Here is a 15,456-nt window from a genome sequence, read left to right as displayed (position 1 = left end):
TCAATATCTGATGCCATTTGCCCTTGTCGGGCTGATGGCGTTGCCCAGCCACGCCGACACTGGCGATGCTGAGCTGGGCGAGAAGGTGTTCCAACAGTGCAAGGGGTGCCATCAGGTCGGGGCCAGTGCCAAGAACCGGATTGGCCCGCACCTGAATGGCCTTTTTGGGCGCAAGGCAGCTGGGCTTGAGGGCTTTAAATACTCCAAGAGTTTTCAGCGCGCGGGCGCGGGGGGACTGGAATGGCATGCCGACACGCTTGACGTGTTCCTTGAAAATCCACGCGCTATGACCAGCGGCACACGGATGAGCTACCGGGGCCTGAAGGATGCACAAGACCGCGCGCACCTGATCGTGTACCTGCGCCAGTTTTCGGACAATCCCGCAAACATCCCCGAGGCAGATCCAACGGCGCAGGCGGTTGATCACGATCTCGACCCTGCGATTCTCGCGCTAGTCGGTGACCCCGAATACGGCGAATATCTGAGCGGGGAATGCACCACGTGTCATCAGGCAGCCGGTGGCGACGACGGCATCCCGTCGATCACACTTTGGCCTGAAGATCAGTTTGTAGTGGCCATGCACGCCTACAAGAACAAACAGCGCAACCACCCCGTCATGCAGATGATTGCGGGGCGTTTAGGAGACGAAGAGATCGCGGCCCTCGCCGCATATTTCAAAGACCTCGAAAATTAGAGGCAACCTTAGGGAGGAGACAGAAATGACTTTTAATAGAAGGATGTTCCTTGGAACTTCTGCCGTCATGGCAGCCAGCCTTGCCGCACCAATGGTGCGCGCGCAAGGAAAGCCGCGCGTCATCGTGATCGGCGGTGGGGCAGGGGGCGCAACAGCGGCCCGCTACATTGCCAAGGACAGCAAGGGTGAGGTCGACGTGACCCTGATCGAACCCACGCGCACCTACTACACCTGCTTCTTCTCGAACCTCTATCTTGGTGACGTAAAAGACATCGATGACTTGGGCCACAGCTATGGCGGGCTTGCCGCAGGTGGCGTGAACGTCGTGCATGACTGGGCCGTGGGCGTGGACCGCGATGCCAAAACTGTAACTCTCGCGAGCGGCGGTAGCCTGGCTTACGACAAGCTGATCCTCAGCCCTGGCATCGACTTTGTCGATGGTGCGGTCGAGGGGTGGGACCTGACCTCGCAGAACGCGATGCCCCACGCCTACAAGGGCGGCTCACAGACCGAGTTGCTCAAGGCGCAACTCAAGGCGATGCCCGAAGGTGGCACCTTTGCCATGGTGGCGCCGCCAAACCCGTACCGCTGCCCACCCGGACCATACGAGCGCGTATCCATGGTGGCGCACTACCTTAAGGCCAATAATCCAACGGCCAAGATCATCGTGGCTGACCCGAAACCAAAGTTCTCGAAAATGGCACTGTTCCAGGAAGGCTGGAACAATCACTACGCGGGCATGATCGACTGGATCGGCGAAGACTTTGGTGGCGGCGAAGTGTCCGTGGACCCCGGGGCCATGACCGTGACGATCGACGGCGAAGTGACCAAGGTCGATGTCTGCAACGTTATCCCGGCCATGAAAGCGGGACACATCGCTGAGATCGCTGGTGTGACGGACGGCAACTGGGCTCCGGTGAACGCGGCCGACATGTCCTCCAAGGCAGACCCGGACATCCACGTCCTTGGCGATGCCAGCCAGCAGGGCGACATGCCAAAATCCGGCTTCTCCGCCAACAGCCAGGCCAAGGTCTGTGCCAACGCTGTGCGCGGAGCACTGACGGGCTCCAAAGTGTTCCCAGCCAAGTTCTCGAACACGTGCTGGTCGCTCATTGATACAAATGATGGCGTCAAGGTCGGAGCCACATACGAAGCGACGGACGAAAAGATCGCCAAGGTTGACGGGTTCATCTCGCAAACAGGCGAAACCGCAGATGTGCGCAAGGCCACCTACGAGGAATCTGAAGGCTGGTATGCGGGCATCACCGCCGACATGTTTGGCGCTTCGGTCTGAAACTGCGGCGGTGCCTTGATGTACCTCAAGGCGCCGCCCTCAACCGCATGTCATTCTGCGGCATGATCAGGAGGATAAAATGAGACAGGTTATTCTTGCCGTAACGCTGGGCCTTGCCAGCACGGCCCATGCCGAAACCGCCATCACGGTGCCCTTCGATGGCAACTTTGAGGACGCGACCTTTGCTGTAGAAAGCGCGATTGTCGGCAAGGGCCTTGTCATCGACTATGTCAGCCACACTGGCGAAATGTTGAACCGCACCGGTGCCGATGTTGGCAGCGACGTGGAACTGTTCAAAGAGGCAGATATTTTCGTCTTCTGTTCGGCGGTACTGTCACGCGAGGTGATGGAAGCGGACCCGATGAACATTGCGCATTGCCCCTATGGTATCTTCGTGGCTGAGAACGCCGATGGTGTCATGGTCGGCTATCGTGAATACCCACAAGGTGAGATGCAGAAGGTGCAGGCGCTTTTGGCCGACATCGTCGCTGACGCCGTGGAGAACTGATGAACTACAACGATTTTTTCCGATCCGAACTGGATGCGCTGCGTGACAGCGGCAACTACCGCGAGTTCGCTGAACTTGAGCGTTACCGCGGGGCCTTTCCAACGGCCAAATGCCATAATGGCCCGGGTGAAGTAACGATCTGGTGTTCCAACGACTATCTGGGCATGGGGCAGCATCCGCTGGTGCTGGACGCGATGCACGAAGCTCTTGACCGGACTGGGGCTGGGGCAGGGGGAACGCGTAACATTTCTGGCACTACTCACGATCATGTGCTGCTTGAGGCGGAATTGGCTGACCTGCACGGAAAAGAGGCGGCGCTTTTGTTTACGTCAGGTTACGTATCGAACTGGGCAGCTCTGGGTACGTTGGGTGCGCGCATTCCTGGGCTGACGATCCTTTCGGATGCGCTCAATCATGCCTCAATGATCGAAGGCATCCGCCATTCCAAAGCTGCGCGGGTGATCTGGAAACACAATGATCTCGCCGATCTGGAGGCAAAACTGGCCTCATTGCCCGCCAACGCGCCCAAACTGATCGCGTTTGAGAGCGTCTATTCCATGGATGGCGACATCGCGCCAGTTGCCGAAATCTGCGATCTGGCCGACCGTTACAACGCTATGACCTATCTGGATGAGGTACATGCCGTTGGCCTTTACGGCCCACGCGGCGGAGGCGTGGCCGAGCGCGAAGGGTTGATGGACCGGCTCACCGTGATTGAGGGGACATTGGGCAAGGCCTTTGGCGTCATGGGCGGATACATCGCCGCGTCGACCGAACTGTGTGATTTCGTACGGTCCTTTGCGAGCGGGTTTATCTTTACCACCGCCTTGCCGCCTGCAGTTGCGGCGGGAGGCGCGGCATCCATCCGACATTTGAAAAAAAGCACCGCAGAGCGCAAGAGCCAGGAGGCGCGCGTGGCACAGGTGCGCGAACAGCTGGATGCCATCGGCCTGCCGCATATCGACAATCCCAGCCATATCATCCCAGTGATGGTGGGCGATCCGGTTAAGTGTAAATTCATCTCGGACACGTTGTTGCGCGACTATGGGATATACATCCAGCCCATCAACTATCCGACTGTGCCCAAGGGGACAGAGCGGTTGCGGATCACACCGTCGCCCGTGCACAGTGATGCGGATGTGGAACGGCTGGTGGGCGCATTGGAAGAGTTGTGGACCCAATGCCAGTTGGCGCGACGTCCGCTGGCGGCGCAGTAGTCCCTAGACCGATTGCACCATTTGCGGGCGTGATGACATCCAACGATGGGTGATCATCGCGCCCACCCACATGCAAAACACTGCGACCCAGGCTGTCAGTGCCATGATGGAACCACCGGCCATGCCTGCACCGACGGCGCAGCCACCGGCAAGCATGCTGCCAAAACCCATAAGAACCCCGCCGACCAGATACCGTTCCATCGGGCTGTCCGCATCAAAACGCTGGATGCGCGCCTCGCCCTTGATCAGTGCGGTCAGAAGGGCGCCGATGAAAACGCCGGGCACGAGACCAAGGCCAAAGCTGGGAATGACATCGGGGGCTGTGACCAGCGCCATGAGTGTGTCCGTCGAGGGCCCGGTGAAGGTGACCGACTGCACAGCGATCACTTCAAAAGATATCTGGGAGATGGCGTAGGTTGCCGCCCAGCCCACAGAGACCGCGAGGCCGACAAGAGTTGCCGCCGCAAGTTCGGATAGGGGCACGCGGTGGGCGCGACCGAAAATCAGTGCTCCCATTAAGGCAAGCGCCGCTATGACCGTGAGCAAAGGTACGCCCATGCCCAGCGTCGTCATGACACTACGCGTGGATCCGCCGGGTACTGTCCACAGCAGGGCCAATGTTTCACGGAGGGGTGAAAGCGCGCCGCTGAGTGCCGCCTGCGCCACGATTGTTACGACCAGCCCGGTCACGATGGCCCGCAGGTTCCCGGTGGCCGACAACACAAGCAGCCGGCTTACGCAACCGCGGGCAAGGATCATGCCTGCGCCGAACATCAATCCACCGATGATCGCCCCCGACATACTGCCCGTGGCGGCCAGCTGGCGCGCATCACTGGTGTCCAGCGCGCCAACCAGAATGGTTCCCTGCACAGTGACGAGCGCAGCAAAGAAGGCCACAAGCCAGACAGCGAGGCGGGGCCCAGGCTGACCCTCTGACACCTCGACGGTCGCGGCGCGCAAGCAGAACTTGGAATGTGCTGCCGCAGCTCCAAACAGCAGACCGACAAGCAGTCCCGCTGCACACATTACTGCGGAGTCACCGTACAGATCGATCAGGGAGTTCAGCACCACAAGTTCCTGTCTTCGTCATCCTGCGCCTGCTGTGCCAGCATTGTGGCGTGCGCGCTTTGACACAGCGCAAATGGGCGGACCCTACTCAAACTCCATTTGTTCGTAGACGCGACCAGCATTCTTTGTCGCCAGTTCTTCGAACGTATCGAGGCGGGAATAAGGGGATTGGTCGACATAGTAGGCGTCGGCCAGATCGCCACCGGCATCCAGATGCGCACCGACCTGTTGCCGCAGATAGACCAAGTAGTCGCGCGTGTAGCGGCGTACCTGATCCATGTTGGTCGGATGGCCGTGGCCCGGGATCACATAAGTGGCGTTGAGCGCCTCGAAACAGCACTCCCACGTCTCAATCCAGTCCGCGGTCATCGTGTCGGCAAAGATCGGCAGCATGCGCTCGTGGAACGCCATGTCGCCCGCGATGACGATGCCTTGGTCCGGCAGCCAGACCTGCGTGTCGCCGGGGCCATGGGCGGGGCCAAGATGCAAGACCTCAATCCTGAAATCACCCATTTCGATATCTTTGCGGTCCTCGAACGTCTGCGTGGGTGGCGCGACAAAGGTGCCTTGGGCCTTGTCGCGGTTGTAGCGTTTCATGTTCTCGAGAATGTTGTGGCCGTTCTCTTCGATCTCATGCGCGGCATCGACATGGGCAAGGATCGGCACGCCCTGTTCGGCCCAATAGGAATTACCCAGCATGGCATGACCCTGACCGTTTTCGTCGATAACCAATTTGACGGGCTGGTCGGTGATCGTTTTGATCTCATCATGCAGCGCCTTGGCCAACAGGTAGGCCGCGCCGCCGTTCACGACGATCACTCCATCACCTGTGACGATGAAGCTGAGGTTGTTGTTGTGCCCACTGTTTTCATAGGTCGGCGGCGCCGTGGCGCCGATGGCGGACCAGACATTTGGTATGACCTCGACCGGTTTGGAGTAAAGGATCGATCCAGGATACTGATCTGCGATGTCTTCGCTTGCGAGGGCGGGAAAGGCGACAAGCGCGCTCAAGATGGCAAGAATACGCATCATGCGTCACCCGGCACGAACACGTACCCATCTGCATCCTTGTCAACGCGGCCCATGCCACCTTGAGGCAGGTGAAAGCCGACAACCTGCATTTGCTCGGATGTGATCCGGTCGAACAGCACCTTCCGGGTCGTCGCGGCCATATCGCCGTCCTGATCAGAGCCGCTGATCCACGCAGGTTTGCGAAAGGCCACGTGGTGGTTGCCAATTGCATCCCCAATGACCAGCGCACTGTCAGAGCCATTGCGCAACTCAAAACTCATGTGGCCAGGTGTATGACCGGGGGTCGATACGGCAGCGATGCCGGGCAGGATCTCCTGACCATCGTCGAACAGCTGCACGCTGTCCTCGATCACCTCCATCCGGCGTTTAGCACCCACAGCAAAGGCGGCGCGCGCGTCACCAATGGAATTCACGGTTTCGGGATCCCACCAATAGTCCCATTCGGACCGGCCCATCATGTAGGTCGCGTCGTAGAATAACGGTTCGTCAAAATCGTCCAACAGCCCCCAGATGTGATCGGGGTGAGCGTGAGTGAACACGACATGGGAGATATCCTCGGGCGCAAGCCCCGCGGCATCAAGGCCGTCAATGATAGTCCCCGCTGTGGGCATGAAGTCAGGGCCAGAGCCCACATCAAAAAGAACTGTATTGGTTCCATCGCGGTAAAGCGCGAGATTGCATTCTGGTGTCAGGCGTTCGCCCGAAATGCCGTACTCCGTCAGGATCGGGGCCAGCTCGTCCTTCGGCATGGGCTCAAAGATAAAACTGCCGGGCAGCATAAGGCTGCCGTCGCTGACGGTGGTCAGTGTGGCCGAACCAAGGGGCACGTTGGCCTGGGTTATGTGTGGCAGGGCGCTGGTAAATGGCACTGCGGCGGCCCCTTTCAGAAACGTACGGCGTGACTGGCGCATCAAAGTTCTCCCTTGTAATTCTTATATTCGAATATGAATGTTTGGAGCGGCTGTGACAAGAACATCTGTGGAATGAGGCAAACCCACGCTGGGGAAAGGTGCGCGCAGGCCCCACTGGTCGCGACGCTTGCCTTTGTACAGCAACAAGGCAACGCCTTTGGACGACGGCTGGCAGTAGGGCGGGTGGCGGTGTTTCAGTTTGTCGCGACCTGCATCGAGGTCGATTTTGTGTTGGCCATAACAGGCTCCTTCCTTCCTACATCGGAGAAAGTGCTCTGAACATGCTGCAAATTGCTCCGGAAAAAGTTCTCGGATCGCTGGTGGCTTGAACTGGAACCCACATGGAGGGAGCCGGAAAAAGACTAATTATAAAAGGCTAGAATGAAGTGGATCGTGGAGCGGGTAACGAGAATCGAACTCGCAACTAAAGCTTGGGAAGCTTCACGGTTCGACCGACATAGGCCATGATTTATTGGCGTTTTATACAACTTGTTCAAAAGCTTGTTCAAAAAATAGCGGTCTGATCTGAATTAATCTGAACGGCGTCACTTCCTGCATCGGTGTTTCCGTAGGATTGGAATGCCCGATGAATTCGTGACTACTCTGGAACTCTGCAGCGAAATTTGTACGAAGTATTTCTTCGCAGTATCTAACCTTCGTACTTTTCTAAGAATGCCTCTGCCCTCATGGACCGAAAGTCTTGCAAAGCACTATTGAGAGCGTTGTGCGGCCAATCCCACCAAGCCAAAACAATCAACCTATCCGCGATGGCGCGAGGTTGTCGCAATCGCAGTAGCCTCGCAGGTGTCCCGGCAACGATTGTGTAAGGGTCGACGTCTTTTGTTACCACGGCCCCGGCCGCGACGACGGCACCATGCCCGAGCGTAACCTCTGGTTTCACCATAGCACCCGCACCAATCCATGTGTCATGGCCAATGGATACGGTCCGCGATTTCCGATGTGCAAAGAAGACTGCGTCGCGATCGACGTCATCCCAATACTCATCAGATCGATACAAAAAATGATGTAGTGAAGCCGTGTGCAAAGGATGATCGGTCGCTCCAATCCGGCAAAACGACGCAATATTGGCAAACTTCCCGATACGTGCATTGGCGATGTCCGCGTATCGATCGCAGTAGGAATAATCGCCCAAATTTGAATGCGCGATACGGCTTCCTTTGCCGATCTCTACATAAGCACCGAACTGGCTGTCGGTAATCTCACACTCGGGGTGGATGAACGGCACGTCCGATTTGAGGCGTGACATCAGTCTTTACGCCCGATCAGCTTGCCGCGGAGCCAGCCAGAGAACCAGTCCATGAACATCACCATGACAATGATAAGAACAATGTAGTAGGCGACCTCTTCCCAATCTTTCTGAGTTTGGATTGCTTGAGTTAGCATCAAGCCAATACCACCGCCGGTGATCGCACCGATGATCGTCGCCGACCGCGTATTAGATTCAAGGAAGTAAAGGATTTGGGCCAGTAGAACCGGCACCACTTGCGGGATCACGCCAAAGCGATATCGTTGCAAAGGTTTTGCACCTGTGGACGAAACCCCCTCAATCTGTTTTTGATCCACGTTCTCTAACGCCTCTGAAAATGTTTTGCCGAAAGTGCCGGTGTCGGTAATGAGGATCGCCAAAGTTCCCGTCAGTGGGCCAGGGCCAAACGCGCGGGCCAGGACGACTGTCCAGATCAATGCATCAACGCCCCGCACAAAGTCAAAAAGCCTACGAGTTACCGCGCGTAGCAGCAAAATCGGGGTGAAACGTTTCGCTGCGAGGAAGGCAAGCGGCAACGCCAACATCGCGGCCCCCATTGTTCCCAAGAAAGCCATCAGGATTGTTTCACCAATAGCCCAGGCGACATCTTTATGCCGCCACATTTTGTTGTTCCACCAATCTGACACTGCACCGGTTATGTTGCTGCGTGCTGGGTCGAGGCGTTCCCCAAAAAGGATCGAACCAATGCTGTGGCCATAGTACGGGCTGTCCAGCGTGAACCAGAAAAGTTCCCATCCGGGAAAATAGTTAAACACCTCTGTCCGAGCGCCTGTTAGCGTGATCCGCCCTTCTTCCGTTGTGATCCCGATCCTTCGGTTGGAGGCAGAAATCCATTCCGGCAGATCGTCTGGCAAATTGTTGGTCAGGCTGCGTCCTTCAGCCTGCACTTCGATCTTGGGAAAGCCTGGGACCTCAATTTCGGTTCGATTTTCAGGCAGGTAACGGACCACGTGATCCGCACCGAGATCGATTTCGATGATCTCGTCGCCGCTCACCCAATCTGGTCGTTGACCCGCAGGGTAACGCCCCTTGCGTTCGCCTTCGAACGCATAGGTGATCTCGCCCGAGCGATTGTCTCGTGTGACGTGAATCTTGTGCGACCAGCTGTCAGAAGCCAGCGTGACCGCGTTATCGAGATTGGCACGCCCGGCGAGACCGGAGATATCGAACGCGAAAAAGATATAAACTAGATAAGCAAAGACAACCGCGGGGATGCCGAAGCCGATCAGGCGCTTGCGCTGGAACAGTTTGTCCGCTTCCTGTTTGGTCGGGCTCAGATCGGTCGCGGTCATTGGCCTTGCCCCTCTGTCAGACGGTTGCGGTAGCGGCTGGACACCTGATCGAAGAAGACGATCGTGCTGAATAGCAGGATGAAGATGGCTGCGGCCTCATCGAAACGGCCCGCGCCCCATCCCATGGCATTGCGCAACTCGTACCCGATGCCGCCAGCCCCCACAAAGCCAAGGATGGCTGACGCTCGGATGTTGATTTCAAAGCGCAGCAATGAATAGCTAACGTAGTTCGGTGCGACCTGCGGCAAGACACCAAGCATCATACGCTGAGACCATGTCGCCCCTGTTGAGGAAAGGCCCTCCACCGGTTTCAAATCGGCATTTTCGGCCACCTCCGAAAACATTTTGGCAAGTGCGCCCGCCGTATGGATGGAAATGGCGATCATCGCAGGGACTGGCCCGCCGCCAAGGATAAAGATCAGCACAAGCGCGATCACGATTTCGGGCACGGCACGCATGATGTCCGAGATGCGACGAAAGAGCGGGATAAGACGGGGCCATTTAGCTAAACCGCGCGTTCCAAGCAAAGACAAAATGATGCCGCCCGCGACGCCGATCAGAGTTGAGACAGCGGCGATGTTTATAGTTTCGACAAGCGCGGGGAAGTACTTGGCGATCAACCTAGGCAGATCGGCGCGCTTGTCCCAAGCTTCCGACAAGACCTCGGATGGATAATCGCCGATCTGGTGCAGGCCGTCCCAGAAGCCGCCAGCATTTCGGCTGTCAGCCACATTGAATCCAGCGGCCATCAAAACGATAAAGATCAGGAGGGTAAGTCCACCGTACAATCTGCGCCGTTGCACCTGCTCCAAATAGCTCGATTGGATATTGTCGACAGCGCGTGGTCCACCGCTTAGAGAAATGTCAGCCATTCTGTCCCCGGATACAAAAATACCGGCAGGCACAAAGGCCTGCCGGAAACGACTTGAAAATGACTTAGCCGCCGATCTTGGCTTTGCGGGCCTCGACGATGGAAATATAGGCCTCGTGGGTGATGGGGTCGAAACCTTGGATCTCACCGCCGCCGACGCCGTAGGCGCATTCAGGGTCTGTTTCGCCCAGTGTGTCGATAATCTCGGTGACAGAGGCACGTACGTCATCTGGCAGTGCGTTACGCAGGACAATGGGCTCACCCGGGATCAGCTTGGATCTCCAGATTTCCACAAGGTCGTTCATGTCTACCAGCCCGGCATCCACGGCCTTGCGCAGCGCACCGAAATTGTAGCCGTCTTCCCAGTTGCCTTGGCCATCTGCCCAGGTCACACCAGCATCGATATCGCCATTCTTAACCGCAAGGATGGTTTGCTCGTGACCGCCGGTAAACCGGACTTCACCGAAGTAGTCACCGCTTTCCATACTCGCACCGGTGATTTCTGGGATTTCGATGGATGGGATCAGATAGCCAGAGGTCGAGTTCGGGTCGCCAAAGCCGAAGACTTTATCCTGAACATCTTCAAGGCTCTTCAGACCGCTATCGACACGGGCGAAACCGATGGAGTGATAGCCGATGGAACCATCCAAGTTAACCTTGACCATGATTGGGGAAACCGCGTCAGGGTCTGCGATGTGCAGCGCCGCATAGGATGATGGGCCGAGCAGAGCCAGATCAATGGTGCCACCAAGGATGCCTTGGATCACGCCGTTGTAGTCAGCAGGCGCGAACATTTTCACTGGAACACCGATGGCGTCCGTCACTCTCTCCGCCAGACATTGGTTGTTTGTCAGACGGTCTTGGGCGTTTTCACCGCCCAGAATGCCGATGCGGAATTCTTTGATGCCTTCAGCGAAGGCAGCGCCGCTCAGGGCAGTTGTGGCGGCAAGCGCCAATGCGAGAGTCTTTTTCATCGTTTTCTCCGTTATATGAGATGAAGGTGGCCCGCGAAAGGCGCGGGTGGCGGCTGGCTCAGACGTATGCTTCCGCTGTGCGAACCTCTGGTCTGTCCAGTGTTTCGATTTCTGTGGATGTGGCGGCTTCCGAGAAGTCGGCACCGGCACCATAAATGTCCCGCGCAACACCGGTGGTGAGTTGCTCTGGCGTGCCATCGAAAACGATCCGTCCGTCCCGCATCCCGATCACGCGATCACAATAGCGGCGCGCTGTGTCGAGCGTATGCAGGTTGGCAATGACCATGCGCCCGTCTTCTTCGTGAATCCGGCGCAGCGCTTGCATCACGACCTGAGCGTTCATCGGATCGAGCGAGGCAATGGGTTCATCAGCGAGAATGATCTTAGGATCCTGCATCAACGCCCGAGCGATGGCGACGCGTTGCTGCTGACCGCCCGAAAGCGCTTCGGCGCGTTTCGGAGCTTGCTCGGCGATGCCTAGCCGGTCGAGAATTTCGATGGCTTTGTGAATGTCCGATTGCGGATACAGATTGAACATTGTCGCCAGGGTCGAACGTTTGTTCAGCGTGCCGTGCAGTACGTTCGACACCACGTCCATACGTGGCACCAGATTGAACTGCTGAAAAATCATCGCGCATCGCGACTGCCAATCCCGTTTGGCTGCGCCTCGCAGCGTGCTGACCTCTTGGCCTTCGAACGTGATGGTTCCACTGGTGGCATCGCTAAGGCGGTTGACCATTCTCAAGAGTGTGGACTTGCCTGCTCCAGAGCGGCCAATGATCCCAATCATTGCTGGTTTGTCTACGGAGATGTTGGCCGCATCAACGGCCGTGACCTCACCAAATCGCTTTGTCAGCGCGCGGATCTCTAGCATATCGCCCCCATGTTTGAGGGTCTAATAATGGCGGCAAGCTACACTCGTGTGTCGGTTTTGATTCAGTTTCTTGACGTTTGCGAAACGGATTTGCGACAGTGGCTGCTTCATCCGTGGCCATGCCCAAACGTAAAAAGCGCTTGTGATGACACTTTCGTCCACTGGATGTCATGATACTGTTACAAAAAACCCGACCAATCTATGGTGATTTCATGATCACGAGACTGCTTTTGTCGTTTACTGTTTCAATGACGATACCAGCGTTTGCCAACGCTTACATGACCGATGTCAGTTGCGATGATCGAGCGCGCATGATGAACATGTTGACGAAGGTTCTGGGTGCTGAACGCCAGGGCATCGGCCTGCGCGATCCAGAGACCACGTTGGAAGTCTGGGTTGCTAGCAGGAATGGCGACTGGATAATTGTGCAGAACTACGCAAATGGCACATCTTGTATCGTTGCCATGGGTGATCACTGGGAAGCCATCCAATCAGGGCCTGCCTGATCACAGTTTCATCCAATGGGCTTGCTTCAAATCCAAGGCGCGGAGTTTGCACTTCGATGGCTCCATGTTGCACGCCAAACCAAACACGCATCCACGGCTTGCAAAAGAGCTTCAATGGATGTGGGTTGAAATAACTGAGGATTGGAAACCGGCTGCGGACTATTGCACTGGCAACCAACTGCCAGAGGGCTTGCGTGGACGCCCATCTCGCCAGAATACATTGTGAAGTTGAATTCCATGCAATGAAGCCAGTCTGGCCCATTCATGTTCGGGCGCACCAATCCTCGGACCGCAAACGCCAGCCTAGACGCTTTTGGCGTTTGTCAATTAGTCGCCCTGGGGACAGTAGCTATGGTCTGCATTGTCCGCAGAGCAGTCGCTTAGTCAAATTCCGCGAACGTCCGCTCAGAGCCAATTTTGCCAAATGCTGCGCTTTGCGCGAATGGCAGTTAACGGTTCAAATGCGTTCGTGCCGGTGGCTCACGCTGCAACCAAAAGGCCCAGCCCAATTTTCTCGACATGGAAGACATGGAAGTAGTCAGTGCCGCAACACTCAACAAAGACATTCATTTTCGGATGAGTGGTCCTGATATCCACATATTGGCTTGCCAATTCATCAGGGTTGTTTTCTTCGAGATGACCCAACTGGCACAGAGAACCGTACAGTACGAATAGATCGCGACCCATGTGCGCCGCTCATCGTTGTGGGTATCGCCCTCCGGCTCCAGAGGAAATCGTCTATACGGACCAATGGCCAATCATGCATTAACTTTCAAATTGGACCACTCAAGAGGGGCTGCTCATAACTCTTTGCCTTGCGCGCGCCGGTAACGGCGCACGGCGCGACGGCGTTGGTTGAGCTGCCTGAGCCAAACAACAAACACCTTGACAGGATTGCGCGTGCGCAACGCCTCGCCATAGGCCACGGATCTTTTGCCAGACGGTGAATAGCGCATGGCATGGTCGGCCCAAATCGCGTGCATCAACGCGCTGCGCCTCGCCAATACCTCCGCTTCATCCCGTACAACTGCATCCAGCCCTGTCAATTTCAGATGCACGATGAATTCGACACCTGCCGTTGGGCTGATATCAACAATCTGAAATCCGGTCAGACCCAAGGTCCGGCAGTCTTCGATCAACAGGCGCAATGACGCCGGCGTAAATACAGAGCAATGCGTGTCACGATACTCGACGTCTGCCGCGCCCGATTTCCACTCCGACCAAAGGCCAGCCAAAGTCTGCCGTGCTACGATCTGTCTGGCCGGGGTGGTGTCAACAATACTGGAACGTTCCCTCACGCTACCTTGCGCGGATTTTGCCATGGACGCGTTGAAGGCGAAGACCTGCCGCGCGATGGGCTGCTTGCGATCCTCCAGAAACGCTTCCAGCCAGTCAACTGTTTCACTGTGCGGGCGGAAATAGTCAAAACAAGCGCGCCCGTCCGGCAGCGCCATGATCAATTTGCCACCTGGTTTGAGGATGGTCGCACAGCCTTGCAGAAACTTAATCGGATTGGGCAAGTGTTCAAAATTATGCGAACTGATGACATAGTCGAACGTCCCGTAATCGTCGCTGTCCACCAAGGTAGCAATTTCCGTGGCGCTACCGACATAGTCGACCGACTCAAGCTTGCCATAGGTGTCTGGCGAAATACCCGGGTCGGACTTGGCGCGCTTCATCAACTCGACGTTGTCGAAAACATCTAGTGTCTGAATGTTATAGCCCTGCGCTTTTGGGGCAAGCGGATTGAACCACGGAGCAACCTCCAAGCCTTTCATGGATTTGTCGATTCCCTGCAGGATTTTGTCCGCTCGGTTCATTGTGATCTCCTTTTTTTTTGAATATCAAAAACGAGTGCGCACCGACACCCTTGGCACACCATTCGGCATGTGCCAGAGAAATAGATGTGCCAAGGCAATAGGATTGAGTTCTGGCAGGCGAGAGTGCCACCCAAGTTAGCTCAAAATAAGAGGGTAACGAATGAGACCCGCACTAGCTCGGCTTCAAACGGTGGTTGTCGGGCTGGCAGTCCACGCTCGACGTAAACAAAGCCAGTTCGGTGTATAAGTTCATCCCCTTTTACAAAGAACGGGTGCTTCGCTCCTCGAGATTTGTGATCCATGGTTGAGCCATTTTGAAGAACCGAATAGCGCTTAAAAACAGCCATTTGTGCGGTTACATCGAACCGGCGCTTTGCCCCGCATGTGAGACATCCGACGCCGACGCAGCGAACGTCCTGTTCCAATTTGGGCTTATTCCACCGCGCTTAATGTCCGCTCTCGGGAAATCACGCTGCGATGCCGCGATACGCCCCCAAAAGAGGCGATCTCTCGGAGACTGATTTCGCTGCGCCAGCATCAGGCGGTTTCGTCCGCATCTGAGACATCCGAGGCGTGCGCAGCGATCGACCGGTTTTCCGCACTGCGGTCATTGGTGCGTCGACCCTTTGAAACCGCCGCCCGAAGCGGACGTCGACTGGAGGGCACAGTACACAAAGCTTGGAGTTAATCTACTTTCAACTCGGTGTAGGAGAGCATTACATGTTTTCGGAAGGCGGCCCGTTCGGCGAGACGTTTGTAATAGGCTTGCACATTCGGCAAGTCGGCACGGCGTATCCCGATATCGTAATACCTAAAAAGAATGTGACCACACTGTATGTCAGCAAGTGTGAGTTCGTCGCCTACTGATCCTCCCCCTTTGAATCGGTCCGCCCCTATAGTTAGGAAACGGAGGATCAAACATGGGAATCAAACGTCACAAGCCGGAAGAGATTGTCACGAAGTTGCGGCAGGTTGAGGTATTGTGCGGTCAGGGAATGCCGCGCATCGATGCAATCCGTCAGGTGCAGATAACCGAACAGACATTCTATCGTTGGCGCAAGCAATACGGAGGCATGGGGACGGACCAACTGAAAGAGCTCAAACGTC

Annotated in this window: 17 protein-coding genes; 6 read left to right on the top strand and 11 right to left on the bottom strand. The window is 56.4% G+C overall.

The window, feature by feature from the left end; translation table 11 throughout:
* Nucleotides 1-10: 10 nt before the first annotated feature.
* The 4 genes from DHN60_RS21265 to hemA all read left to right on the top strand — a co-directional run bounded on the left by DHN60_RS21265 (nt 11) and on the right by hemA (nt 3,713).
* Nucleotides 11-694 (top strand): c-type cytochrome, encoded by a 684-nt coding sequence (locus DHN60_RS21265; RefSeq protein ID WP_108839318.1) that lies wholly within the window; start codon nt 11-13, stop codon nt 692-694.
* 25 nt (nt 695-719) lie between these two features.
* Nucleotides 720-1,988 carry an NAD(P)/FAD-dependent oxidoreductase gene (locus tag DHN60_RS21260; RefSeq protein ID WP_108839317.1) on the top strand — a complete coding sequence of 423 codons (1,269 nt, stop codon included), beginning with the start codon at nt 720-722 and terminating at the stop codon, nt 1,986-1,988.
* A 79-nt stretch (nt 1,989-2,067) separates the two neighbouring features.
* The gene (locus DHN60_RS21255; protein ID WP_108839316.1) at nt 2,068-2,496 is read left to right on the top strand and encodes a DUF302 domain-containing protein; all 429 of its coding nucleotides are present in this window, start codon (nt 2,068-2,070) and stop codon (nt 2,494-2,496) included.
* Nucleotides 2,496-3,713 carry a 5-aminolevulinate synthase gene (hemA, locus tag DHN60_RS21250; protein WP_108839315.1) on the top strand — a complete coding sequence of 406 codons (1,218 nt, stop codon included), beginning with the start codon at nt 2,496-2,498 and terminating at the stop codon, nt 3,711-3,713. The genes DHN60_RS21255 and hemA overlap by 1 nt, the downstream gene beginning before the upstream one ends.
* Before the next feature lie 3 nt (nt 3,714-3,716).
* Here hemA and DHN60_RS21245 read toward each other — a convergent pair whose 3' ends face one another.
* The 8 genes from DHN60_RS21245 to phnC all read right to left on the bottom strand — a co-directional run bounded on the left by DHN60_RS21245 (nt 3,717) and on the right by phnC (nt 12,023).
* Nucleotides 3,717-4,781, bottom strand: a complete 1,065-nt coding sequence (locus DHN60_RS21245) for a YeeE/YedE family protein (RefSeq protein ID WP_108839314.1) — start codon at nt 4,779-4,781, stop codon at nt 3,717-3,719.
* 84 nt (nt 4,782-4,865) lie between these two features.
* Complete coding sequence (locus tag DHN60_RS21240) at nt 4,866-5,813, bottom strand: MBL fold metallo-hydrolase (RefSeq protein WP_108839313.1); 948 nt, start codon at nt 5,811-5,813, stop codon at nt 4,866-4,868.
* The gene (locus DHN60_RS21235) at nt 5,810-6,724 is read right to left on the bottom strand and encodes an MBL fold metallo-hydrolase (RefSeq protein WP_108839312.1); all 915 of its coding nucleotides are present in this window, start codon (nt 6,722-6,724) and stop codon (nt 5,810-5,812) included. Before DHN60_RS21235 ends, DHN60_RS21240 begins: the two co-directional genes overlap by 4 nt.
* Before the next feature lie 649 nt (nt 6,725-7,373).
* Entirely contained in the window at nt 7,374-7,991 is a 618-nt protein-coding gene (locus tag DHN60_RS21225) for a DapH/DapD/GlmU-related protein (protein ID WP_108839310.1), read from the bottom strand.
* Nucleotides 7,991-9,304, bottom strand: coding sequence for a phosphonate ABC transporter, permease protein PhnE (phnE, locus tag DHN60_RS21220; RefSeq protein WP_108839309.1), 1,314 nt, complete (start codon nt 9,302-9,304; stop codon nt 7,991-7,993). Before phnE (DHN60_RS21220) ends, DHN60_RS21225 begins: the two co-directional genes overlap by 1 nt.
* Nucleotides 9,301-10,176, bottom strand: coding sequence for a phosphonate ABC transporter, permease protein PhnE (phnE, locus tag DHN60_RS21215; RefSeq protein ID WP_108839308.1), 876 nt, complete (start codon nt 10,174-10,176; stop codon nt 9,301-9,303). The genes phnE (DHN60_RS21220) and phnE (DHN60_RS21215) overlap by 4 nt, the downstream gene beginning before the upstream one ends.
* 64 nt (nt 10,177-10,240) lie before the next feature.
* Nucleotides 10,241-11,149 (bottom strand): phosphonate ABC transporter substrate-binding protein, encoded by a 909-nt coding sequence (gene phnD / locus DHN60_RS21210; RefSeq protein WP_108839307.1) that lies wholly within the window; start codon nt 11,147-11,149, stop codon nt 10,241-10,243.
* Nucleotides 11,150-11,207: 58 nt separating this feature from the next.
* Nucleotides 11,208-12,023: a phosphonate ABC transporter ATP-binding protein gene (phnC, locus tag DHN60_RS21205; RefSeq protein WP_108839306.1), complete on the bottom strand. Its 816-nt coding sequence runs from the start codon at nt 12,021-12,023 to the stop codon at nt 11,208-11,210.
* Between the two features lie 278 nt (nt 12,024-12,301).
* Between phnC and DHN60_RS21200 the strand changes: the two genes are divergently transcribed.
* Nucleotides 12,302-12,529: a hypothetical protein gene (locus tag DHN60_RS21200; protein ID WP_159089332.1), complete on the top strand. Its 228-nt coding sequence runs from the start codon at nt 12,302-12,304 to the stop codon at nt 12,527-12,529.
* A gap of 480 nt (nt 12,530-13,009) precedes the next feature.
* On the opposite strand, the gene DHN60_RS21195 is transcribed toward DHN60_RS21200, so the two are convergent.
* The 3 genes from DHN60_RS21195 to DHN60_RS21185 all read right to left on the bottom strand — a co-directional run bounded on the left by DHN60_RS21195 (nt 13,010) and on the right by DHN60_RS21185 (nt 15,267).
* The gene (locus tag DHN60_RS21195) at nt 13,010-13,216 is read right to left on the bottom strand and encodes a hypothetical protein (RefSeq protein WP_234423739.1); all 207 of its coding nucleotides are present in this window, start codon (nt 13,214-13,216) and stop codon (nt 13,010-13,012) included.
* A gap of 113 nt (nt 13,217-13,329) precedes the next feature.
* Nucleotides 13,330-14,349 carry a methyltransferase domain-containing protein gene (locus tag DHN60_RS21190; protein WP_108839304.1) on the bottom strand — a complete coding sequence of 340 codons (1,020 nt, stop codon included), beginning with the start codon at nt 14,347-14,349 and terminating at the stop codon, nt 13,330-13,332.
* Between the two features lie 684 nt (nt 14,350-15,033).
* Complete coding sequence (locus DHN60_RS21185; protein ID WP_108839303.1) at nt 15,034-15,267, bottom strand: glutathione binding-like protein; 234 nt, start codon at nt 15,265-15,267, stop codon at nt 15,034-15,036.
* Between the two features lie 2 nt (nt 15,268-15,269).
* Here DHN60_RS21185 and DHN60_RS21180 point away from each other — a divergent pair.
* The coding region (locus DHN60_RS21180; RefSeq protein ID WP_159089331.1) for a transposase at nt 15,270-15,456 on the top strand (187 nt) is incomplete at its 3' end.

It is taken from the genome of Tateyamaria sp. Alg231-49, from assembly GCF_900143535.1.
Lineage (GTDB): Bacteria > Pseudomonadota > Alphaproteobacteria > Rhodobacterales > Rhodobacteraceae > Tateyamaria.
The sequence above is the reverse complement of the archived record's forward strand: the minus strand, read 5'-3'. Positions and strand labels throughout refer to the sequence as shown.

Bases quoted from the DNA above. Each gene is read 5' to 3' on its own strand.
- DHN60_RS21190 (WP_108839304.1), bottom strand. From the start codon at position 14,349: ATGAACCGAGCGGACAAAATCCTGCAGGGAATCGACAAATCCATGAAA.
- phnD (WP_108839307.1), bottom strand. From the start codon at position 11,149: ATGAAAAAGACTCTCGCATTGGCGCTTGCCGCCACAACTGCCCTGAGC.
- DHN60_RS21200 (WP_159089332.1), top strand. From the start codon at position 12,302: ATGACCGATGTCAGTTGCGATGATCGAGCGCGCATGATGAACATGTTG.
- phnE (WP_108839308.1), bottom strand. From the start codon at position 10,176: ATGGCTGACATTTCTCTAAGCGGTGGACCACGCGCTGTCGACAATATC.
- DHN60_RS21240 (WP_108839313.1), bottom strand. From the start codon at position 5,813: ATGATGCGTATTCTTGCCATCTTGAGCGCGCTTGTCGCCTTTCCCGCC.
- DHN60_RS21255 (WP_108839316.1), top strand. From the start codon at position 2,068: ATGAGACAGGTTATTCTTGCCGTAACGCTGGGCCTTGCCAGCACGGCC.
- phnE (WP_108839309.1), bottom strand. From the start codon at position 9,304: ATGACCGCGACCGATCTGAGCCCGACCAAACAGGAAGCGGACAAACTG.
- phnC (WP_108839306.1), bottom strand. From the start codon at position 12,023: ATGCTAGAGATCCGCGCGCTGACAAAGCGATTTGGTGAGGTCACGGCC.
- DHN60_RS21225 (WP_108839310.1), bottom strand. From the start codon at position 7,991: ATGTCACGCCTCAAATCGGACGTGCCGTTCATCCACCCCGAGTGTGAG.
- DHN60_RS21235 (WP_108839312.1), bottom strand. From the start codon at position 6,724: ATGCGCCAGTCACGCCGTACGTTTCTGAAAGGGGCCGCCGCAGTGCCA.
- DHN60_RS21260 (WP_108839317.1), top strand. From the start codon at position 720: ATGACTTTTAATAGAAGGATGTTCCTTGGAACTTCTGCCGTCATGGCA.
- DHN60_RS21265 (WP_108839318.1), top strand. From the start codon at position 11: ATGCCATTTGCCCTTGTCGGGCTGATGGCGTTGCCCAGCCACGCCGAC.
- DHN60_RS21195 (WP_234423739.1), bottom strand. From the start codon at position 13,216: ATGGGTCGCGATCTATTCGTACTGTACGGTTCTCTGTGCCAGTTGGGT.
- hemA (WP_108839315.1), top strand. From the start codon at position 2,496: ATGAACTACAACGATTTTTTCCGATCCGAACTGGATGCGCTGCGTGAC.